Annotated in this window: 23 protein-coding genes; 21 read left to right on the top strand and 2 right to left on the bottom strand. The window is 72.9% G+C overall.

What is annotated here, in order from left to right:
• Nucleotides 1-61 precede the first annotated feature (61 nt).
• From rho to QOZ88_RS20760, 20 genes are all read left to right on the top strand, one after another.
• Nucleotides 62-2,107 (top strand): transcription termination factor Rho, encoded by a 2,046-nt coding sequence (gene rho, locus QOZ88_RS20855; RefSeq protein ID WP_306001614.1) that lies wholly within the window; start codon nucleotides 62-64, stop codon nucleotides 2,105-2,107.
• A gap of 139 nt (nucleotides 2,108-2,246) precedes the next feature.
• Nucleotides 2,247-2,480, top strand: coding sequence for a 50S ribosomal protein L31 (rpmE, locus tag QOZ88_RS20850; protein ID WP_306001613.1), 234 nt, complete (start codon nucleotides 2,247-2,249; stop codon nucleotides 2,478-2,480).
• 108 nt (nucleotides 2,481-2,588) lie between these two features.
• Nucleotides 2,589-3,668, top strand: coding sequence for a peptide chain release factor 1 (prfA, locus tag QOZ88_RS20845; protein ID WP_306001612.1), 1,080 nt, complete (start codon nucleotides 2,589-2,591; stop codon nucleotides 3,666-3,668).
• Nucleotides 3,665-4,522: a peptide chain release factor N(5)-glutamine methyltransferase gene (gene prmC, locus QOZ88_RS20840; RefSeq protein ID WP_306001624.1), complete on the top strand. Its 858-nt coding sequence runs from the start codon at nucleotides 3,665-3,667 to the stop codon at nucleotides 4,520-4,522. Before prfA ends, prmC begins: the two co-directional genes overlap by 4 nt.
• A gap of 91 nt (nucleotides 4,523-4,613) precedes the next feature.
• Nucleotides 4,614-6,077 (top strand): protein kinase domain-containing protein, encoded by a 1,464-nt coding sequence (locus QOZ88_RS20835; protein WP_306001611.1) that lies wholly within the window; start codon nucleotides 4,614-4,616, stop codon nucleotides 6,075-6,077.
• Between the two features lie 46 nt (nucleotides 6,078-6,123).
• Nucleotides 6,124-6,765 (top strand): L-threonylcarbamoyladenylate synthase, encoded by a 642-nt coding sequence (locus tag QOZ88_RS20830; protein ID WP_306001610.1) that lies wholly within the window; start codon nucleotides 6,124-6,126, stop codon nucleotides 6,763-6,765.
• A 188-nt stretch (nucleotides 6,766-6,953) separates the two neighbouring features.
• Nucleotides 6,954-8,258: a serine hydroxymethyltransferase gene (locus QOZ88_RS20825; RefSeq protein WP_306001609.1), complete on the top strand. Its 1,305-nt coding sequence runs from the start codon at nucleotides 6,954-6,956 to the stop codon at nucleotides 8,256-8,258.
• Nucleotides 8,259-8,262: 4 nt separating this feature from the next.
• Nucleotides 8,263-9,498 (top strand): glycosyltransferase family 4 protein, encoded by a 1,236-nt coding sequence (locus tag QOZ88_RS20820; protein ID WP_091928813.1) that lies wholly within the window; start codon nucleotides 8,263-8,265, stop codon nucleotides 9,496-9,498.
• A gap of 58 nt (nucleotides 9,499-9,556) precedes the next feature.
• Nucleotides 9,557-10,003 carry a hypothetical protein gene (locus QOZ88_RS20815; RefSeq protein WP_306001608.1) on the top strand — a complete coding sequence of 149 codons (447 nt, stop codon included), beginning with the start codon at nucleotides 9,557-9,559 and terminating at the stop codon, nucleotides 10,001-10,003.
• Complete coding sequence (locus QOZ88_RS20810) at nucleotides 10,000-10,245, top strand: hypothetical protein (protein WP_091928811.1); 246 nt, start codon at nucleotides 10,000-10,002, stop codon at nucleotides 10,243-10,245. Before QOZ88_RS20815 ends, QOZ88_RS20810 begins: the two co-directional genes overlap by 4 nt.
• An 83-nt stretch (nucleotides 10,246-10,328) precedes the next feature.
• Nucleotides 10,329-11,111: a F0F1 ATP synthase subunit A gene (gene atpB, locus QOZ88_RS20805; RefSeq protein WP_211434908.1), complete on the top strand. Its 783-nt coding sequence runs from the start codon at nucleotides 10,329-10,331 to the stop codon at nucleotides 11,109-11,111.
• An 86-nt stretch (nucleotides 11,112-11,197) separates the two neighbouring features.
• Complete coding sequence (locus QOZ88_RS20800; RefSeq protein ID WP_091928810.1) at nucleotides 11,198-11,404, top strand: ATP synthase F0 subunit C; 207 nt, start codon at nucleotides 11,198-11,200, stop codon at nucleotides 11,402-11,404.
• Nucleotides 11,405-11,429: 25 nt separating this feature from the next.
• Nucleotides 11,430-12,047, top strand: coding sequence for a F0F1 ATP synthase subunit B (locus QOZ88_RS20795; RefSeq protein ID WP_306001607.1), 618 nt, complete (start codon nucleotides 11,430-11,432; stop codon nucleotides 12,045-12,047).
• The gene (locus tag QOZ88_RS20790) at nucleotides 12,047-12,919 is read left to right on the top strand and encodes a F0F1 ATP synthase subunit delta (RefSeq protein ID WP_306001606.1); all 873 of its coding nucleotides are present in this window, start codon (nucleotides 12,047-12,049) and stop codon (nucleotides 12,917-12,919) included. Before QOZ88_RS20795 ends, QOZ88_RS20790 begins: the two co-directional genes overlap by 1 nt.
• Nucleotides 12,920-12,968: 49 nt before the next feature.
• Nucleotides 12,969-14,606 carry a F0F1 ATP synthase subunit alpha gene (gene atpA / locus QOZ88_RS20785; RefSeq protein WP_306001605.1) on the top strand — a complete coding sequence of 546 codons (1,638 nt, stop codon included), beginning with the start codon at nucleotides 12,969-12,971 and terminating at the stop codon, nucleotides 14,604-14,606.
• A gap of 4 nt (nucleotides 14,607-14,610) precedes the next feature.
• The gene (locus QOZ88_RS20780) at nucleotides 14,611-15,582 is read left to right on the top strand and encodes a F0F1 ATP synthase subunit gamma (RefSeq protein WP_306001604.1); all 972 of its coding nucleotides are present in this window, start codon (nucleotides 14,611-14,613) and stop codon (nucleotides 15,580-15,582) included.
• A 48-nt stretch (nucleotides 15,583-15,630) separates the two neighbouring features.
• Nucleotides 15,631-17,073: a F0F1 ATP synthase subunit beta gene (gene atpD / locus QOZ88_RS20775; RefSeq protein WP_306001603.1), complete on the top strand. Its 1,443-nt coding sequence runs from the start codon at nucleotides 15,631-15,633 to the stop codon at nucleotides 17,071-17,073.
• 242 nt (nucleotides 17,074-17,315) lie between these two features.
• Entirely contained in the window at nucleotides 17,316-17,504 is a 189-nt protein-coding gene (locus tag QOZ88_RS20770; RefSeq protein ID WP_306001602.1) for a hypothetical protein, read from the top strand.
• A gap of 134 nt (nucleotides 17,505-17,638) precedes the next feature.
• The gene (locus QOZ88_RS20765) at nucleotides 17,639-18,028 is read left to right on the top strand and encodes a F0F1 ATP synthase subunit epsilon (RefSeq protein WP_306001601.1); all 390 of its coding nucleotides are present in this window, start codon (nucleotides 17,639-17,641) and stop codon (nucleotides 18,026-18,028) included.
• A 21-nt stretch (nucleotides 18,029-18,049) separates the two neighbouring features.
• Entirely contained in the window at nucleotides 18,050-18,451 is a 402-nt protein-coding gene (locus QOZ88_RS20760; RefSeq protein ID WP_306001600.1) for a DUF2550 domain-containing protein, read from the top strand.
• Nucleotides 18,452-18,504: 53 nt separating this feature from the next.
• On the opposite strand, the gene QOZ88_RS20755 is transcribed toward QOZ88_RS20760, so the two are convergent.
• On the bottom strand, nucleotides 18,505-19,116 hold the full coding sequence (locus QOZ88_RS20755) for a cob(I)yrinic acid a,c-diamide adenosyltransferase (protein WP_306001599.1): 612 nt from the start codon (nucleotides 19,114-19,116) through the stop codon (nucleotides 18,505-18,507).
• Nucleotides 19,117-19,253: 137 nt separating this feature from the next.
• On the opposite strand from QOZ88_RS20755, the gene murA reads away from it, so the two are divergent.
• The gene (murA, locus tag QOZ88_RS20750) at nucleotides 19,254-20,534 is read left to right on the top strand and encodes a UDP-N-acetylglucosamine 1-carboxyvinyltransferase (protein WP_306001598.1); all 1,281 of its coding nucleotides are present in this window, start codon (nucleotides 19,254-19,256) and stop codon (nucleotides 20,532-20,534) included.
• Here murA and QOZ88_RS20745 read toward each other — a convergent pair.
• Complete coding sequence (locus tag QOZ88_RS20745) at nucleotides 20,531-20,860, bottom strand: hypothetical protein (protein WP_306001597.1); 330 nt, start codon at nucleotides 20,858-20,860, stop codon at nucleotides 20,531-20,533. The genes murA and QOZ88_RS20745 overlap by 4 nt on opposite strands.
• Nucleotides 20,861-20,871 lie beyond the last annotated feature (11 nt).

Below are 20,871 nucleotides of genomic sequence, written 5' to 3'. Positions count from 1 at the left end.
GCCGGGGACCGGGCACCCCCTGCGCTGAGACGCGCAGGTCACCGCAGGGAAGGACCTGTACGTGAGCGAAACCACCGACCTCGGCACGACCGGCGCGCCCGATGCCGCCGCCTCCGCCGAGGGCACTGCCGCTTCTGGGTCGGCCGGGCGCCCCCGCCGCCGCGGCAACGGGCTGTCGGGCATGCTCCTGCCCGAGCTCCAGCGTCTCGCCGGCGAGCTGGGCATCCCCGGCACCGGACGGATGCGCAAGAGCGACCTGGTCGCGGCCATCTCCGCCCGCCAGGTGGGCGCCGGCTCCGAGGGCGGCGCGCCCGCGCCGGCCACGGAGAGCGGCTCGACCGGTGGCGCGGAGGCCGCGCGCGGTGCGGCCGTGTCGGCCGCGCCCCTCGAGGCGCCCGTCAGCGGCGGCGCCAACGGCGGCCCGGTGACCGGCGAGGCCCCGGTGCGCACCCGCCGGTCGGCCAGCCGCCCGGCCGGCGCGCCCGGCGCCCCGGCCGAGGGTTCCGCGGCTCCGGCCGATGCCGCCCCGGCCGAGGCCCCCGCGCGGGACACCACCCCGGCCGAGCCGCGCGAGGACGAGCAGCGCGACGACGAGCGCCCGCAGCGGAACCGCGACCGCGGCCGCAACCGCGGCGAGCGGGACGGCAACCGCGACGGCGGTGAGCGCGCCGAGCGGGGCAACCGTGACGGCGGTGAGCGCGCCGAGCGGGGCAACCGTGACGGCGGTAACCGTGATGGCAACCGCGACGGCAACCGCGGTCCCGACGGCCGCAACGACCGGGGCGGCCGGCCGGACAACCGGAGCGACAACCGCACCGACGGCGGCCGCAACGACCGCCCCGCCGAGGACGAGGACGACGACTTCGAGGGTGGCCGCGGCCGGCGTGGCCGTCGCTACCGCGACCGCAACAAGCGCGGCGGGAACACCCGCGACCGCTTCGAGCAGGGCGAGCCCACGGTCAGCGAGGACGACGTCCTGCTGCCGGTCGCCGGCATCCTCGACGTCCTGGACAACTACGCGTTCGTCCGCACCTCGGGCTACCTCACCGGGCCGAACGACGTCTACGTCTCGCTGTCCCAGGTGCGCCGCTACGGCCTGCGCCGCGGTGACGCCATCACCGGCGCCGTCCGGCAGCCGCGCGAGGGGGAGCGCAAGGACAAGTACAACGCGCTCGTCCGCCTCGACACGGTCAACGGCCTGGACCCCGAACAGGCGCGCAACCGGCCGGAGTTCACCAAGCTGACCCCGCTCTACCCGCAGGACCGCCTGCGGCTGGAGACCGAGCCGCACCTGCTGACCACCCGGGTCATCGACCTGGTCATGCCGATCGGCAAGGGGCAGCGCGCGCTCATCGTCAGCCCGCCGAAGGCCGGCAAGACGATGGTGCTGCAGTCGATCGCCAACGCGATCACCACGAACAACCCCGAGTGCCACCTCATGGTCGTCCTGGTCGACGAGCGCCCCGAAGAGGTCACCGACATGCAGCGCTCGGTGAAGGGCGAGGTCATCGCCTCGACCTTCGACCGGCCGCCGGCCGACCACACCACGGTCGCCGAGCTCTCCATCGAGCGGGCCAAGCGCCTGGTCGAGATGGGTCACGACGTCGTCGTCCTGCTGGACTCGATCACCCGCCTGGGCCGCGCCTACAACCTGGCGGCCCCCGCCAGCGGGCGCATCCTCTCCGGTGGTGTCGACTCCACGGCGCTCTACCCGCCCAAGCGCTTCCTCGGCGCGGCCCGCAACATCGAGAACGGCGGCTCGCTCACGATCATCGCCTCGGCGCTGGTCGAGACCGGCTCGACGATGGACACGGTCATCTTCGAGGAGTTCAAGGGCACCGGGAACGCGGAGATCAAGCTGGACCGCCGGCTGGCGGACAAGCGGGTCTTCCCGGCCGTCGACGTCAACGCGTCGGGCACGCGCAAGGAGGAGATCCTCATGTCGCCCGACGAGCTGGCCATCGTCATCAAGCTGCGCCGGGTACTCGCCGCGCTCGAGCCGCAGCAGGCCCTAGAACTGCTGCTGGACAAGCTGAAGAAGACGCGCAACAACGTCGAGTTCCTCATGCAGATCCAGAAGACGACGCTGGGCCCGGGCCAGGACTGAGCAGGTCCGCCCACCGGCGGGGTTCACCGATCTGGGAGACTGGTCGGCCGAGCCCCGCTGGCGCGGCCGGAAATACCCGTCCGGCCCCCGGCGTTCTGACCGACTGAACGACCCAGACTTCGTAGAAGAGGCAGCAGCCATGAAGCCCGACATCCACCCGGCCTACAACGTCACCACCGTGACCTGCGGCTGCGGCAACACCTTCACGACCCGCAGCACCTCCCCGACCGGTCAGCTGACCGTCGAGACCTGCTCCGCCTGCCACCCCTTCTACACCGGCAAGCAGCGCATCCTCGACACCGGCGGCCGCGTCGCCCGCTTCGAGAAGCGGTTCGGCAAGCGCAGCGCCGGCGCCTCGACCGACGCCCAGTAGCACCCCCGACGGCGCCCGTCCCACCTCTGCGGTGGGGCGGGCGCCGTCGTCATGTCCGGCCCGCGCCCGATCCCCGCACGTCCCGCACCCCGAGAGGCAGCACCAGCGATGAGCAGCACCGAGACGTCGGCGCCCGACCGGCTGGCCGGGTTGCTCGCCGAGCACGCCCGCCTGGAGCAGGAGCTGGCCGACCCGGCGGTGCACGCCGACCAGGCCCGCGCCCGCCGGATGGGTCGCCGTTACGCCCAGCTGGCGCCGCTGGTGGAGACCGCCCGCGGGCTGGACCAGGCCCGCGACGACCTCAGCGCCGCCCGCGAGCTGGCCGCCGAGGACCCGTCGTTCGCGGCCGAGGCGACGGCGCTGGAGCGGCAGATCGCCGAGCTCACCGGCCGGCTTCGCGAGCAGCTGCTGCCCAAGGACCCGGACGACGACAAGGACGTCATCCTCGAGATCAAGGCCGGCGAGGGCGGTGCCGAGTCGGCGCTGTTCGCCGGCGACCTGCTGCGCATGTACCTGCGGTACGCCGAGCGACGGGGGTGGGCCACCGAGGTCCTGGACGCCGTCGACGCCGAGCTCGGCGGCTACAAGGACGTCGCGATCGCGGTGAAGTCGCGCACCGACGAGGGCATCTGGTCGCGGCTGAAGTTCGAGGGCGGCGTGCACCGGGTCCAGCGCGTGCCCGCGACGGAGAGCCAGGGCCGCATCCACACGTCGGCTGCCGGCGTCCTGGTGCTGCCCGAGGCCGAGGAGGTCGACGTCAGCGTCGACCCGAACGACCTGCGCATCGACGTCTTCCGCTCGTCGGGCCCCGGCGGGCAGAGCGTGAACACCACCGACTCGGCCGTGCGGATCACCCACCTGCCCAGCGGCATCGTGGTCAGCTCGCAGAACGAGAAGAGCCAGCTGCAGAACCGCGAATCCGCGCTGCGCGTGCTCCGGTCCCGCCTGCTGGCCGCTGCGCGCGAGGAGGCCGCCGCCACGGCGAGCGACCAGCGCCGCAGCCAGGTCCGCACCGTCGATCGCAGCGAGCGGGTGCGCACGTACAACTTCCCGGAGAACCGGATCTCCGACCACCGCGTCGGCTACAAGTCGCACAACCTCGACCAGGTGCTCGACGGCGACCTCGACGGCGTGATCGACGCGCTGGTCGGCGCGCACACCGCCGAGCTGCTGGCGGCCGGCTCCTGAACGCGCGGCCCCTGCTGAGCGGGGCGGTCGCCCGCCTCGCCGAGGCCGGCGTCGAGAGCCCGCGGGTGGACGCCGAGCTGCTGCTGGGCCACGTCCTGGGCGTCCCGCGCACCCGGCTGCTCACGCTGGGCGCCGTGGACGACGCGGCCGCCGCCCGGTTCGAGGAGCTGGTGGCCCAGCGCGCCGACCGGGTGCCGCTGCAGCACCTCACCGGCCGGGCGCCGTTCCGCCACCTGGAGCTCGCGGTCGGTCCCGGCGTGTTCGTGCCCCGGCCGGAGACCGAGCTGCTGGTGAGCTGGGCCCTGGAGCGGTTGTCCGGGGTCGCGGCCCCCGTCGTCGTCGACCTCGGGGCCGGATCCGGGGCGATCGCGCTCTCGCTGGCGCACGAGCACCCCGGCGCGCGGGTGACGGCGGTGGAGCGCGACCCCGGCGCGATCGCGTGGACGCGGCACAACGCCGGTGCGCGCTCGGCAGCGGGGGACACCCCGGTCGACGTCCTCGCCGGTGACATGACCGACCCGGGGCTGCTGCGTGAGCTGGACGGCAGTGCCGACCTCGTGGTCAGCAACCCGCCCTACGTGCCCGACGGCGCCCGGGTGCCGCGCGAGGTCGCCGACCACGACCCGCCGCTCGCCCTCTGGGGTGGTCCCGACGGGCTGGACGTCGTGCGCGGGCTGCTGGCCACCGCGGCGCGGCTGCTGCGACCCGGTGGGTGGCTGGGCGTCGAGCACGCCGACCAGCAGGGCGGGTCGCTGCCCGCCGTCGTCCGCGCCCACGGCGGGTTCGCCGACGTCGACGACCACCGCGACCTGGCCGGCCGGCCGCGGTACACCACCGCCCGCCGCGCCGGCTGAGCCGGCACCCGGACGGGTGCTTTCCGAGGATCTGCCGATTACCCGCAGGGGTGCGGTGGCACGGGGGAACGGACGACAGGGGGCGAGCGCGATGGGGCCACCGGCCGAGGTGCTGGCGAACCGCTACCGGCTGACGTCGTTGATCGCCGGCGGAGGGATGGGCCAGGTCTGGCGGGGGCACGACACGCTCCTCGACCGGCCGGTCGCGGTCAAGGTGCTGCGCGACCAGTTCGCGGCGGACGCGGTGTTCCGCACCCGCTTCCGGGCGGAGGCGCAGCACGCCGCCCTCCTCACGCACCCGCACATCGTCGCGGTCTTCGACTACGGCGAGGTGCCGGCCGGGCCCGGTGCCGCGCCGCTGGCCTACCTGGTGATGGAGCTCGTCGAGGGGGAGTCCCTCGCGGACGTGCTCGCACGGGAGCGGCGCCTGACGCCGGCGCGGGTCGTCGACGTCGTCCGGCAGGCGGCCGCCGGGCTCGCCGCCGCGCACGCCGCCGGGGTCGTGCACCGTGACATCAAGCCCGCGAACCTGCTGGTCACGCCGCAGGGGACGGTGAAGCTCACCGACTTCGGCATCGCGCGGTCCGCGGCCAGCGCCGCGGTGACCGGCACCGGGCAGATCATCGGCACGGCGCACTACTTCTCGCCCGAGCAGGCGGCGGGCGGGCAGGCGACCCCGGCCAGCGACGTCTACGCGCTCGGCGCGGTCGCCTACGAGTGCCTCACGGGGCGGCGTCCGTTCGAGGCCGAGAGCCCCGTCCAGATCGCCGTCATGCACATCCGCGACGAGCCGGTGCCCCTGCCGGCGTCCGTCCCGCCCGGGGTGCGGGCGCTGGTGGTGCGGGCCATGGCGAAGGACCCGGCGGCCCGGTTCCCCGACGGTCGCGCTCTGCACGAGGCCGCCGCGCGTTCGGCCGCGGGGATGCCCACCGAGCCGGGGAGGCCGGGAGCCACCGCGGTGCTCCCCGTCCCCGGTCCGGGCACCAGGCCCCTGCCTGCTGTGGCGGCGTCCCCGTCCGGTCGCCGGCGCCTGCCACGGGGACTCGTCCCCGTGCTCGCGGGCATGGCCGCCGTCCTGATCGCGGTGGTGCTGGCGGTGTTCCTCCTGCCGGGCGGGTCGGACCGCCCCTCCGGCGGGACCACGCCCACGGGGACGGCACCCGCGGGCATCGACGTGGTGGCCGCGGACCACCTCGGCCGGCCCGTGCGGGACGTGCAGGCGGACCTGATCGGCCGCGGGCTCCGGGTGGAGGTCGTGCCGGTCGAGGTCGCGGACGTGCCGGCCGGTGCGGTGACGGCGGTGGAGCCGGTGGGGACGCTGGCCCCCGGGGACCTGGTGCGGCTGTCCTACGCGGTGCCGCCGGTGGCGGTGCCTGCCCCCGTCGACCAGGGCGGCGGCGAGGACGAGGAGTCGGAGGAGCGGGAGGAGAAGAGAAAGGAGGAGGAGGAGAAGGAGCGGAAGGAGGAGCAGAAGGAGCGGGAGGCGCAGCAGAAGGAGGCCGAGCAGCAGAGGGACGACGAGGAAGACGAGGGGGACGACGAGGGCGGGGGGTGACGCCGGCGCGTCGCGCGCACCCACCTCGATGACAGACTCGGCATTCGTGTCCGACTTCTACGACTGCTCCGACCCCGAGGCGCGCGCCGCCGGCCTGGACGCCGCGGCGGCGGCGATCGGGCGGGGCGAGCTGGTGCTGCTCCCGACCGACACCGTGTACGGCGTGGCCGCCGATGCCTTCTCGCCCGCGGCGGTGCGCCGGCTGCTGGACGCCAAGAACCGCGGCCGGGCGATGCCGGTCCCGGTGCTCGTCGGCGAGGCCTCCACCCTGGCCGGGCTGGTGCTGCAGACCCCCGCGGTCGCGACGCGGCTCGCCCAGGAGTTCTGGCCCGGCGGTCTCACCCTCGTCGTCGAGCACGCCCCGTCGCTGGCGTGGGACCTGGGTGACGCCCAGGGCACGGTGGCCGTCCGGCTCCCCGACGACGGGCTCACCCGCGATCTGCTGCGGCGCACCGGGCCGCTCGCGGTGTCCAGCGCCAACCGCTCCGGGCGGCCGGCGGCGACCACCGCGGAGCAGGCCGTGCAGCAGCTCGGTCTGCACGCCGCCGTCGTGCTCGACGGCGGTCCGCGCACCAGCTCGGGGGCGAGCACGATCGTCGACTGCACCGGTCCGGCACCCCGGGTGCTGCGGGTCGGTGCCGTGCCGGTCGAGCGACTGCGCGAGGTCGTCCCCGAGCTCAGCGACTGAGGAGGGCCCCAGGACGACCCCGTCCGCCCCACCGCTCGCACGCTCGTGGCGGTGCCCTGGACAGGCTCTCGCGTCGACCGTGGCCGGTGCGCTCCCTCGTCTGCGCCCCCGAGGGGGATACCGTGGACCAGCCGCTGCCGCGCCCGGGCGTCGCGGTCCGCATCCGACTCGTCTGGAGTGCGCCTGAGATGAGCACCCCCTACTGGGGACCGGACTTCGAGGCCCTCGCCGCCGTCGACCCCGACATCGCCGGTGTGGTCACCGGTGAGCTGGAGCGCCTCCGCGGCGGGCTGCAGCTGATCGCCAGCGAGAACTTCACCAGCCCCGCCGTCCTCGCGGCGCTGGGCAGCACGCTGTCCAACAAGTACGCCGAGGGCTACCCGGGACGGCGGTACTACGGCGGCTGCGAGGTCGTCGACCGCGCCGAGGAGATCGGCATCGAGCGGGCCAAGGAGCTCTTCGGCGCCGAGCACGCCAACCTGCAGCCGCACTCCGGGGCGAACGCCAACCTGGCCGCGTACGGCGCATTCCTCTCGCCGGGGGACACCTTCCTGGGGATGGCGCTGCCGCACGGCGGCCACCTGACGCACGGCACGAAGGTCAGCTTCAGCGGCAAGTGGTTCCGCGCCGTGCAGTACGGCGTCGACCCGCGCACCGAGCACATCGACTACGACCAGGTGCGCGACCTGGCCCGCGAGCACCGGCCGAAGCTGATCGTCGCCGGCGGCTCGGCCATCCCGCGGCTCATCGACTTCGCCGCCTTCCGGCAGATCGCCGACGAGGTCGGCGCGATCTTCATGGTCGACGCCGCGCACTTCATCGGCCTCGTCGCCGGGAAGGCGATCCCCAGCCCGGTGCCCCACGCCGACGTCGTCACCTTCACCACGCACAAGGTGCTGCGCGGCCCGCGCGGTGGCGCCATCGTCTGCCGGGCCGAGCACGCCACGGCGATCGACAAGGCCGCCTTCCCGATGATGCAGGGCGGCCCGCTCATGCACGCCGTGGCCGCCAAGGCGGTGAACTTCAGGGAGTGCCTGCAGCCCGGCTACCAGGCCTACGCCCGCCAGGTGATCGCCAATGCGCAGGCGCTGACCGAGGGGCTGGCCGCCGAGGGGCTCCGGCCGGTCGCCGGCGGCACGGACACCCACCTGGCCCTGCTCGACCTGCGGGGGACGGGCGTGACCGGTGCCGACGCCGAGAAGCGGTGCGACGCCGCAGGCATCGTGCTCAACAAGAACGCGATCCCGTTCGACCCGCAGCCGGCCTCCGTGGCCTCCGGCATCCGGGTCGGCAGCCCCGCCATCACCACCCAGGGCATGACGGAGCCGGAGATGAAGTCGATCGCCTCCCTGATCGGTGCCGCCATCCGCGACGCCGACGGCAGCCGCACCGCCGAGGTCGCCGCGGGCGTCCGTGAGCTCGTCGGCGCCCACCCTGCTTACCCCCACCCGAACCGACCGACTGCGCACCCCGAGCCGGCGCGGACCACCTGAGCCCGTGCGCGAGTACGTCGTCGTCCTGCTCACCGCGGCGCTGGTCACCTTCCTGGCCACGCCGGTGGTGCGGATGATGGCGATCCGGCTGCGGATGATGGCCGCTCCCCGCGAGCGGGACGTGCACGTCATCCCCACCCCGCGGGGTGGGGGCGTGGCCATGTACCTCGGCGTGGTGGCCGCGGTCCTGGTGGCCTCCCGGCTACCCGCGCTGCAGCGGACGTTCGACGACACCCAGGTCTACGCGGTCCTCGTCGCCGGTGGGCTCATCTGCCTGCTGGGGGTGCTCGACGACAAGTGGGGCCTGGACGCACTGACGAAACTCACCGGGCAGATCGCCGCGGCCGGCGTCATGGTGCTGCTCGGCGTCCAGTTGGCGTTCCTGTTCCTGCCGTTCGCCGACATCGGGACGCTGATCCTCGGCCCGGACGTCGGCGTGCCGCTGACCATCCTGCTGACCGTGTTCGCGGTCAACGCGCTGAACTTCATCGACGGCCTCGACGGCCTGGCCGCGGGCGTCTCGGCGATCGCCGCCCTGGCCTTCTTCGCGTACAGCTTCCACCTGGGGCTGACCGGCTACGTGGAGACCGCCAGCGCCCCGGCGCTGATCACCGCGGTGCTCGCCGGGGCCTGCCTGGGCTTCCTGCCGCACAACTTCAGCCCGGCGCGGATCTTCATGGGCGACTCGGGCTCGATGCTCGTCGGGCTCATGCTCTCGGCCGCGGCGGTGACCGCCACCGGGGGGGTGGACGCGCAAACCTTCGACTCGGCGGCCAGCCTGCTGCCGCTGACCCTGCCACTGCTCGTGCCGATCGCGATCCTCTTCATCCCCTTCATCGACCTGCTGCTGGCCGTGGTCCGGCGCACGCGGAAGGGGCAGTCGCCCTTCTCGCCGGACAAGATGCACCTGCACCACCGGCTGCTGTCCATCGGCCACTCGCACAAGCGCGCGGTGCTGGTCATGTACTTCTGGGCCGCGCTGCTCTCGTTCGGCGCGGTCGGGATGTCGATCACCGGAGGCCGGGTCGAGCTCGTCGTGGCCGTGGCGGTCCTGCTGGTCGTCGGCGTGGTCGTGGTGCTCAGCCCGCGGGCCCGCCGGGCCGCCCGGGAGGCCCGCGCCGCGGAGCTGGAGGCGCAGCGCCGGCGCAGCCGGGCCGACCACCCCACGGCGCGGGCGCACCGCGCCGGCAGCCAGGAGCCGGCGCCCCCGGCCGCCGGCGCGGAGCGGGTCCCGCTCTGAGTGCGGACGCGGCCCCGTACCCGGTAGGGCGGCGGGGTCCCTCCAGGTACCGTGAGGCGTGCTTTCGCAAGGTGAACCGGCCACGAGACCCGATCCCTACGCCGCCATGCTCCGCGGTGGGCTGGTCCCCGCGGCCGTCATCGGGGTCGTCGCGTTCGCCGTCTTCGTGGCGGTCGACGGCGCGCTCGGTGCGGCGGGCAGCGCCCTCGCCATCGCCGTCGTCCTGGTGAGCACCGTCTCCACCCTGGTGCTCCTGCGTCGGATGGCCGGCCTCGACCCGCGCGTGGTCTTCATGGGCGCTCTCGTCGGCTACTTCTTCAAGGTGATGCTGCTCGGGGTGTTCCTCGTGCTGTTCCGCAACGCGGAGTGGCTCTCACCGATCGCGTTCGCCGTCACCGCGATCGTCGTGTCGCTGGCCGGGACCATCGGCGAGGTCGTCGCCTTCACCCGGGTGAAGACCTACATCTACGACCAGCCGGGGGCGGCGTCCGGGGCGGCGCGTTGACCGAGCCCGGCGGGACCGAGCGGCCGGCGCCGGTCCACCACCAGATGGTCGCGGGTGCCCACCTGCGCGAGGCGTGGGACGCGCTGGGCATGCTGCTGTCCGGCGTGCTGGTCTTCGGGCTGCCCGCGTGGTGGCTCAGCGAGGCGCTCGACCAGGTGTGGGTGCTGCCCGTGGCCCTCGTCCTGGGGATGGCCGCTTCGATCTCCGCGATCTGGGTCCGCTACGCTCACCACGGCCCGTGAGGCGTGCCACGCCGCAGATGCGGAAGGCAGCCCTCCGGGCCGCAGTACGAAACCACCCAGAAGTTCGTGACGGAGGCTGAGTAGTGACGACCGTGGTCTCGGCCGCCGAGGAGTTCGTACCGCCGAGTGCGCCGGATTTCTGGCAGCCGCTCGTCGGCGACGGCGCCTTCGCCATCACGCGTTCGATGATCGTGATGGTGCTGGTGACCATCGGCCTCGCGGTCGTCATGATGCTCGCCACGCGCCGCCTCTCGGTGGTCCCGGGGCGCGGGCAGTACCGGCTCGAGGGCGTGTACGGCCTCGTCCGCAACTCGATCGGCCGGGACATCATCGGCTCGGACCACTTCCGGCCCTACGTCCCGCTGCTGTTCACCCTGTTCACGCTCATCCTGCTGAACAACCTGATGGCCATCATCCCGGTCGTCCAGTTCCCCACCACGAGCCGGATCAGCTTCCCCATCGCGTTCGCGCTCGGGGTCTACGTGGTCTACCTGGTCGCCGGCGTCCGCCGTCGCGGGCTGGGGGGCTTCCTCAAGAACCTGGTGCCGAGCGGGCTGCCCTTCTGGGTCGTGCCGGTCGTGTTCATCCTGGAGCTGGTGACGTTCCTGATCACCCGCCCGGTGACGCTTGCGCTGCGGCTCTTCGGCAACATGTTCGCCGGCCACATCCTGCTCCTGCTGTTCGCGGTGGGCGGGGAGTTCCTGCTGCTGAACGGCGACGGGCTCCTGAAGCTGGTGTCCATCCCGGCCTTCTTCATGTTCTTCCTGTTCAGCGCGTTCGAGATCCTGATCGCATTCCTGCAGGCCTACGTCTTCATCCTGCTGGCCTCTGTGTACATCGCAGAGGTCTACGCGGACGACCACTGACGTCCGCGGAGTCACCGCCCCCGAGTTGCACCACCCATGTGCGCCACCCGGCAGCACAGACCGACTGAGAGGAACGGACACACCCAATGGAAGGCAACCTTGCGATCATCGGCTACGGCCTGTCGGCCATCGGGCCGGGCGTGGGCATCGGCCTGATCTTCGCTGCCTACGTGGCCGGCGTCGCCCGTCAGCCCGAGGTCCGCGGTGTGCTGCAGACCATCGCCATCCTGGGCTTCGTGCTCTGCGAGCAGCTCGCCATCTTCGGCATCGCCCTGGCCTTCGTCTTCAGCTGACCGAGGACCGGAAGGAGAACACGTGATGGGCGCGATCGACAACGCGGCCGATGTCCTGGCCGCCGAGAGCGGTGAAGGCGGCTTCTGGGAGGACGCCTACCCGGTCATCCCGCACCCGGGTGAGCTGATCGTCGGCATCATCTCCTTCGCCATCCTGTACTTCCTGTACAAGCGCTTCGTGGTGCCGCGGCTCGAGGCCATGCTGGCCGAGCGCCAGCGCACCATCGAGGGCGGCATCGAGCGCGCCGAGGCCATGCAGGCCGAGGCGAAGGCGGCGCTCGAGCAGTACCGCGCGCAGCTGGCCGAGGCCCGCAACGAGGCCGCGCAGATCCGCGACCAGGCCCGGGCCGAGGGGCAGCAGATCCTCGAGGAGCTGCGGGTCCAGGCGCAGGAGGAGTCGGCGCGGATCGTCGCCCGCGGCGAGGAGCAGATCGCTGCTGCCCGCCAGCAGGTGGTCAACGAGCTGCGCGGGCAGGTCGGAGGCCTCGCCGTCGAGCTCGCCGGGCGAGTCGTCGGGGAGTCCCTCGCCGAGGAGGCGCGCCGGCAGGGCACGGTGGACCGTTTCCTCGACCAGCTCGACGAGCTGGCCGCCGGTGCCCCCGACGGCCGGAGCGGCAGCACCGTCGCCGGAGGCACCCGCTGATGGAGGCCTCGAGCCGCGCGGCGCTGCTCGCCGCCCGGGAGCGGCTGGACGAGCTGACCCGGGACCCCTCGGGGTTCCTCGGGAAGGCCAAGGACCGGCTGACCGGGCAGGCCCGCGCCACCGCCGCCGAGGACCAGCTCGCGCTGGCCGAGGAGCTGTTCGCGGTGGCGCGGCTGCTGGATGCCCAGCCCTCGCTGCGCCGGGCGCTCACCGATCCCTCGGGCAAGCCCGAGGAGCGGGCGGCGCTGGCGCAGCGGCTGTTCGGCAGGCGCCTGTCCCCGGTCGCGCTCGACGTCGTCGAGTTCAGCGTGCGGCAGCGCTGGTCGCGGCCGATCGACCTCATCGAGGCCGCGACGACCCTGGCCACCGAGGCGGCTCTCGACGCGGCGGGTGCCCGCGGCGAGCTGGACGGCGTCGAGGACGAGCTGTTCCGCTTCGGCCGGATCATCGAGGGTGACCGGGAGCTGTCCCGCATCCTCAGCGACCGCAAGGCCCCGGCCGCGGGCAAGGCGGCGCTGCTCGACCAGCTGCTGTCCGGCCGGGTCAGCCCGGTGACCGAGCTCCTGCTGCGCAACGTGCTCACCACCTCGCACGCCGGCACGGCGGGGGTCGCGGTCGAGCGGCTCTCGGACGTCGCCAGCCGCCGCCGCGGCCGGTCCGTGGCCCGCGTGACGACGGCGGCCCCCCTGACCCCGGCCCAGGAACGGCGGCTGACCGACGTGCTGGGTCGCCTCTACGGGCGGACCATCGGGTTGCAGGTGACCGTCGACCCGACGGTGCTCGGCGGCCTCCTCGTCCAGGTGGGCGACGAGGTCATCGACGGCAGCATCGCCCATCGGCTGGAAGCCGCCCGACGGCAGCTCGCCGGCTGACCGCCCACCACCACAGATCACGACCCCGCAGGGAAGAGGACTCAGAGCCATGGCCGAGCTGACGATCTCCGCAGAAGAGATCCGCAGTGCCATCCAGAACTACGTCACCGAGTACTCGCCTGACGTGTCCCGCGAAGAGGTCGGGATCGTCACCGAGGCCGGCGACGGCATCGCCCGGGTCGAGGGCCTGCCCTCGGTCATGACCAACGAGCTGCTCGAGTTCGAGAGCGGCGTCCGCGGTCTGGCGCTGAACCTGGACGTCCGCGAGGTCGGTGTCGTCATCCTGGGTGACTTCTCCGGCATCGAGGAGGGCCAGCAGGTCCGCCGCACCGGCGAGGTGCTCTCGGTGCCCGTCGGCGACGGCTACCTCGGCCGCGTCGTGGACCCGCTGGGCAACGCGATCGACGGTGCCGGCCCCATCACCACCACCGGCCGGCGCGCCCTGGAGCTGCAGGCCCCCACCGTGGTGCAGCGCCAGTCGGTGCACGAGCCGATGCAGACCGGCATCAAGGCCATCGACGCCATGACGCCGATCGGCCGCGGCCAGCGCCAGCTGATCATCGGCGACCGCCAGACCGGCAAGACGGCGATCGCGATCGACACGATCATCAACCAGAAGCAGGCCTGGGCGACCGGTGACCCGTCGCAGCAGGTGCGCTGCATCTACGTCGCCGTCGGCCAGAAGGGCTCGACGATCGCCTCCATCCGGTCCGCCCTCGAGGACGCCGGTGCGATGGAGTACACGACCATCGTCGCCGCCCCGGCCTCCGAGGCCGCCGGCTTCAAGTACATCGCCCCCTACACCGGCTCGGCCATCGGCCAGCACTGGATGTACGAGGGCAAGCACGTCCTCATCGTGTTCGACGACCTGTCCAAGCAGGCCGAGGCCTACCGCGCCGTCTCGCTGCTGCTGCGCCGCCCGCCGGGTCGCGAGGCCTACCCGGGCGACGTCTTCTACCTCCACTCCCGCCTGCTGGAGCGCTGCGCGAAGCTCTCCGACGAGCTCGGCGCGGGGTCGATGACCGGGCTGCCGCTCATCGAGACCAAGGGCAACGACGTGTCGGCCTACATCCCGACCAACGTCATCTCGATCACCGACGGGCAGATCTTCCTCGAGACTGGTCTGTTCAACTCCGGTGTCCGCCCCGCCATCAACGTCGGCATCTCGGTGTCGCGCGTGGGTGGTTCGGCCCAGATCAAGGCGATGAAGTCGGTCGCCGGCCGACTGCGCCTGGACCTGGCCCAGTACCGCGAGCTCGAGGCCTTCGCCTCGTTCTCCTCGGACCTGGACGCCTCCAGCCGCGCGACCCTGGAGCGCGGCCAGCGCCTGGTCGAGCTGCTGAAGCAGGGTCAGTACTCGCCGTACTCGGTGGAGCGCGAGGTCGTCTCGCTGTGGCTGGGCACCACCGGCAAGCTCGACGTCGTCCCGGTGAGCGACGTGCGGCGCTTCGAGTCGGAGTTCCTCGACTTCGTGTCCCGCAACAACGACGGCGTCTTCGACACCATCCGGACGTCGAAGAAGCTCGAGGACGACACGGTGCGGAACCTGGAGCAGGCGGTCGACGCCTTCTACGGCCAGTTCACCACCGGTGAGGGCGAGTCGCTCAGGGTGAACGAGCCCGAGGCCGAGGCCATGGACGCCTCGGAGCGGGGTCAGGAGCGCGTCCAGGTCAAGAAGAAGGCCTGACGCGATGGCAGCCTCTCTCCGCGCGCTGCGGCGCCGCATCCGCTCCACCCAGTCGACGAAGAAGATCTTCTCGGCCCAGGAGCTGATCGCCGGTGCCCGCATCGTGCGCGCCCAGGCCCGGGTGGAGGCGTCCAAGCCCTACGCCCGGGAGATCACCCGCGTCCTGTCGGCGCTGGCGTCCTCCGCGTCGCTGGACCACCCGCTGCTGACCGAGCCGGAGAACCCGCGCCGGGCGGCCGTCCTGGTGATCACCTCCGACCGCGGCTTCGCCGGCTCGTACAACGTCAACGTGCTGCGGCGGACCGAGGAGCTGCTCTCCCTGCTGCGGCAGGAGGGCAAGGAGCCGGTGCTCTACGTGGTCGGCCGGAAGGGGGAGACCTACTACTCCTTCCGCAACCGCGAGATGGCCGAGACCTTCACCGGGTTCTCCGAGCAGCCGAACTACTCCGACGCGCAGGCCGTGGGCGAGCAGCTGATCGCGGCCTTCACCGCCGGCCTGGATGACGAGGACGGCGGCGCGGGTGCCGACGGCATCCTCGGCGTCGAAGAGCTGCACATCGTCTACACCGAGTTCCGGTCGCTGCTCTCGCAGGTCCCGGTCGCCAAGCGGATGGCTCCGCTGGAGGTCGAGGAGGTCGAGGAGTTCGACTACGAGCGGGAGGACCGGGAGCGGGAGAACGCCACCGCCGACGAGCTGCCGACGGCCTACGAGTTCGAGCCCTCGGCCGAGGGGCTGCTCGACGCGTTGCTGCCGAAGTACATCACCACGCGCATCTACGCGGCGATGCTCGAGGCGGCCGCCTCCGAATCGGCCTCGCGCCGACGGGCGATGAAGTCGGCCTCCGACAACGCCGAGGAGCTGGCGAAGAATCTCTCCCGGCAGGCCAACCAGGCCCGTCAGGCGGAGATCACCCAGGAGATCAGCGAGATCGTCGGTGGTGCCGACGCGCTGGTCTCGGCCGGCTCGAACGACTGATCCACCGAACAGCAGACCACCGAGCCCCAGGGCAGGAGAGCAGTACAGATGACCGTCACCGAGGACCGTCCGACCACCTCGCAGACCACCGGTTCCGGCCGTGTCGTGCGGGTCACCGGGCCGGTCGTCGACGTCGAGTTCCCGCGCGACGCGATGCCCGACCTGTTCAACGCCCTGAAGGTCGATGTCACGCTGGCCGACCTCGGCAAGACCCTCACCCTCGAGGTCGCCCAGCACCTGGGTGAGAACGTCGTGCGCACCATCTCGATGGCGCCGACCGACGGCCTCGTCCGCGGCGCCGAGGTCACCGACACCGGCAACCCGATCATGGTGCCGGTCGGTGACGTGGTGACCGGGCACGTGTTCAATGCGCTGGGCGAGTGCCTGGACCAGCCCGGCTACGCCGAGGATGCGCTGCGCTGGTCGATCCACCGGCACGCGCCGCGGTTCGACCAGCTCGAGGGCCGCACCGAGATGCTCGAGACCGGCATCAAGGTCATCGACCTGCTGACCCCGTACGTGGCCGGCGGGAAGATCGGTCTGTTCGGCGGTGCCGGCGTCGGCAAGACCGTGCTGATCCAGGAGATGATCCGCCGCGTCGCCCAGGAGTTCGGCGGTGTGTCGGTGTTCGCCGGCGTGGGTGAGCGCACCCGCGAGGGCAACGACCTCATCACCGAGATGACCGAGTCCGGCGTCATCGAGTCCACCGCGCTCGTGTTCGGCCAGATGGACGAGCCGCCGGGCACCCGCCTGCGCGTCGCCCTCTCGGCGCTGACGATGGCCGAGTACTTCCGCGACGAGCAGAACCAGGACGTGCTGCTCTTCATCGACAACATCTTCCGGTTCACCCAGGCCGGGTCCGAGGTCTCGACGCTGCTGGGCCGCATGCCGTCGGCCGTGGGCTACCAGCCGACCCTGGCCGACGAGATGGGTGAGCTGCAGGAGCGGATCACCTCGACCCGTGGCCGCTCGATCACCTCGCTGCAGGCGATCTACGTGCCCGCCGACGACATCACCGACCCGGCGCCGCACACCACGTTCGCCCACCTCGACGCGACGACCGTGCTCTCGCGGCCGATCTCGGAGAAGGGCATCTACCCGGCCGTGGACCCGTTGGACTCGACCAGCCGGATCCTCGACCCGCAGTACGTGGGCCAGGAGCACTACGACATCGCCCAGCGCGTGAAGCAGGTGCTGCAGCGCTACCAGGAGCTGCAGGACATCATCGCGATCCTCGGTATCGACGAGCTGTCCGAAGAGGACAAGGTCACCGTGAACCGGGCCCGTCGCGTCGAGCGCTTCCTGTCGCAGAACATGTTCGTGGCCGAGGCCTTCACCGGCCAGCCGGGCTCGTTCGTGCCGCGCTCGGAGACCCTGCAGGCCTTCAAGGCGATCACCGAGGGCGAGTACGACAACGTCCCGGAGCAGGCCTTCTTCATGTGCGGTGGCCTCGAGGACCTCGAGAAGAACGCCTCGAAGCTCAAGAAGTAGGAGAAGGACCCCGCTGCCCCCCACTCCTGGCTCCGCTCGGCGCGGGTTCCTGCAGCGGGGCCGTTCCAGGACGGTCGCCTTGGCCGGGTCTCTCGCAGGAGAGGCCCGGCCTTCGGCGTTCGCGGGGTGATCCGGTCGCCCGATGGGGTGAGATCCGACCGCGGGGTCTGCGGGACGGGCGCGGGCCTGCCGACCATCCCCGCAGGCGCACCCGGGAGACGGGTGCCGGCACGAGGGGCGACGTGGAGCGGGACAGCGCGGTACTGCGGCCGGCGAGCCGTCCGGCGCTCGACTGGACCTGGCCGCCGTGCGCACCCGTGGACGTGCGCACCGCGGACTTCGACACCGAGCGCTGGGCGTCGTCCACCTGCGTCCGCCACCCGTGGGTGCGCGTCGGCCGCTGGACGCTGCTGTACCGCCGCGCCGCCTGACGCAGGGCCCTGCCCTCTCCACCTCGGCCGAGGCGAGGTTCTGTGCCCGGGCGGGGTCGACGGCCCCGGTGGATCGGGGCGATCGGCCCCGTGGCTACAGTGAAGGCCCGTCCGCGTGGATCCCGAGGAGTGTCGTGGCGACCCTGCAGGTCGAGTTGGTGGCCGTCGAGCGCAAGATCTGGTCCGGCGAGGCCACGAGCGTCATCGCCCGCACCACGGAGGGCGAGCTCGGTGTGCTGCCCGGGCACACGCCGCTGCTGGGCCAGCTGGCCGACGGCGGCGTCGTGACCATCCACACCGAGTCCGGCGAGGACATGGTCATCGCCGCCCACGGTGGTTTCCTCTCCGTCACCGAGCGGGGCGTCTCGATCCTCGCCGAGACGGCGGAGATCTCCTCGGAGATCGACGTCGAGCGCGCTCGCGAGGCCTTGCGCCGCGCCGAGAGCGAGGGCGACGACCCCGAGGCGGTCGCCGCCGCACGCCGCGCCCAGTCGCGGTTGAGGGCGGCCGGCGCGAGCGCCTGACCCGGCCGGCGAGCGCGCGGGATGACCACCGCCCTGTGGGTGCTGATCGGCGTCCTGCTGCTGCTCGTCGTCGTGGTCTTCCTGCTACGCCGCCGCTTCCTGCTGTCGGGGCTCGGCGCGGTGACGATGTGGCTGCGCCCCGAGGGCACGCCCCGCTGGTCGGTGGGCGTCGCCTGGTACGGCGGTGACGCCCTGCTCTGGTACCGGGCGCTCTCGCTGTCGGTCCGGCCGCAGCAGCGGCTCACCCGGGCCGGTTTCCGGGTGCTCGCCCAGCGGCCGGCGCATCGCGACGACCTGGCCCTTCCGGCCGACGTCCACGTGCTCCAGTGCAGCACCGCGCAGGGACGGCGGGAGCTGGCGATGGACCGCTCGACGGTGACCGGCTTCCTGTCCTGGCTGGAGTCGGCCCCGCCGGGCAGCTGACGACGTACCCCTCTCTCCTCCTCGCGCTCGGGCGGTGCCCTGGAGGGGGCTGCCTACTCCTGCGGGGCGGCGGCCGCGCGCTGGGCGTGCACGCCGCTGTGCGCGCCGGGCTCCCACAGGATGTCGCCGTCGGGGTTGGCCACCCGGCCCAGGATGAACACCAGGTCCGAGAGCCGGTTCAGGTAGCGCGCCGTCTCGGGGTTGGTGCGCTCGCCGTCGCTCTCCAGCAGGGCCCAGACGCTGCGCTCCGCCCGGCGCACGACCACCCGCACCTGGTGCAGCAGCGCGGCCAGCGGGGTGCCCCCGGGGAGGATGAAGCTGTCGAGCTTCGGCAGCGTCTCGTTGTAGGTGTCGCACGCCGCCTCGAGGCGCTCGGTGTACGCCGCCGTCACCCGCAGCGGCGGGTACTGCGGCTCCGCGACGATCGGCGTGCAGAGGTCGGCCCCCACGTCGAACAGGTCGTTCTGGATGCTGCGGAGGAGCTCTACCAGCGCCGGCTCGGGGGAGCCGAGCGCGATCGCCACCCCGATCGCGCTGTTGGCCTCGTCCACGTCGGCGTAGGCGACCAGTCGGGGATCGGTCTTGGCCACCCGGCTCATGTCGCCCAGGTGGGTCTGACCGGCGTCGCCGGTCTTCGTGTAGATGCGCGTGAGCCGGACGGTCATGCCCGCAGCCTAGGGGGAGGAGGACCCTCCTGCCCCCACTCCTCGCCGGCGCCCGGAGCGGGTCGCCGCAGGGGGACGTTCCCGCGTCACCGGGTGCGCGGCGGGACCCGGCAGTGGGACCACCGTAGGGTGGTCCGGTGGAGTGCTTCGAGGTGACCGGGGGAGCGAGGCTCGCGGGCCGGGTGCGGGTCACCGGTGCCAAGAACAGCGCGCTGAAGCTCATGGCGGCGACGCTGCTCGCGCCCGGGCGCTCGACCATCGACGAGGTCCCCGACATCCTCGACGTGGCGATCATGAGCGAGGTGCTGCGCCGGCTGGGCTGCGCCGTCTCCTACGAGCGCACCCCCGGCAGCGGGGGCGGTGGCCGGCTGACCATCGACGTCCCGGACGCGCCCTCGACCGAGACCGACTACGACCTGGTCCGCCGGATGCGCGCCTCGATCAGCGTCCTGGGCCCGCTCGTCGCGCGCTGCGGCAGCGCCCGGGTGGCGCTGCCGGGTGGTGACGCCATCGGCTCCCGCGGGCTGGACATGCACATCTCCGGCCTGGAACGCCTCGGCGCGACCATCGTGAGCGAGCACGGCTTCCTGGTGGCGACCGCCCCGCGGCTGACCGGCACCTCGATCTGGCTGGACTTCCCCTCGGTCGGCGCCACGGAGAACCTGGTCATGGCGGCGGTGCTCGCCACCGGCACGACCGTGGTCGACAACGCCGCCCGCGAGCCCGAGATCGTCGACCTCTGCCGGATGCTCGGTGAGATGGGGGCGCGCATCGACGGCGCGGGCACCTCCACGATCACCGTCGAGGGCGTCCAGTCGCTGCGGCCGGTCGAGTGCACGACGGTGCCCGACCGCATCGTCGCCGGGACCTGGGCGATCGGCGCGGTGATGACCCGCGGCGACGTCGTCATCGAGCGCGGCGTCGCCGAGCACCTCACCGTCGCCCTGGACAAGCTGACCGACGCCGGGGCCGTCGTCGAGGCGCTGCCCGACGGCATCCGGGTGGCGATGGACGGACGGCCGCGTTGCGTCGACGTCGTCACCCTGCCGTTCCCGGGGTTCCCCACCGATCTGCAGCCGATGGCGGTGGCGTTGGCCGCCGTCTCCACCGGCACGGCCCTGATCACCGAGAATGTGTTCGAGGGCCGGTTCATGTTCGTCAACGAGCTGGTGCGGCTGGGCGCCGACGTCCGCATCGACGGGCACCACGCGGTCGTCCGCGGGCGCGAGCGATTCTCCAGCGCCCCGGTGCTCGCGACCGACATCCGCGCCGGTGCCGGGCTGGTGCTGGCCGGCCTGTGCTCCGACGGCGTCACTGAGGTGCAGGACGTGCACCACGTCGACCGCGGCTACCCCGACTTCGTCGACCAGCTGGCGGGTCTGGGCGCCGTGGTACGGCGCACCGAGCGGCCGGGCTAGGCGCCGCCGCCGAACGAGGCGGCCAGCTGCCGCGCGCGGTCGGCGTCCTCCGGGAAGACCAGCACCTCGGCGCGGTGGGCGGCCGGGAAGCGCAGGGTGGAGCGGATCCCCGCGTCGGAGAGCACCGCCCGGAGCGCCAGGGCCGACTCGCGGCGGCTCAGCGTCGCCACGTGGGTGAGCAGCCCGTCGTCGACGGGCCCGCGGTGCCTGCGGTCGCGGGCGAGGTCGCTGCCGAAGGCCCACCGGGTGAACAGCGCCACCAGCGCGAACGCCGCCAGGGCGATCACCGGCCCCCCGGCGTGCAGCAGGCTGTCCGCGACCGCCACGGCTCTCCTCC

The sequence above is a fragment of the Blastococcus carthaginiensis genome (assembly GCF_030731085.1).
Classification (GTDB): Bacteria; Actinomycetota; Actinomycetes; order Mycobacteriales; family Geodermatophilaceae; genus Blastococcus; species Blastococcus carthaginiensis.
This window is presented reverse-complemented; position numbering and strand designations above follow the sequence as displayed.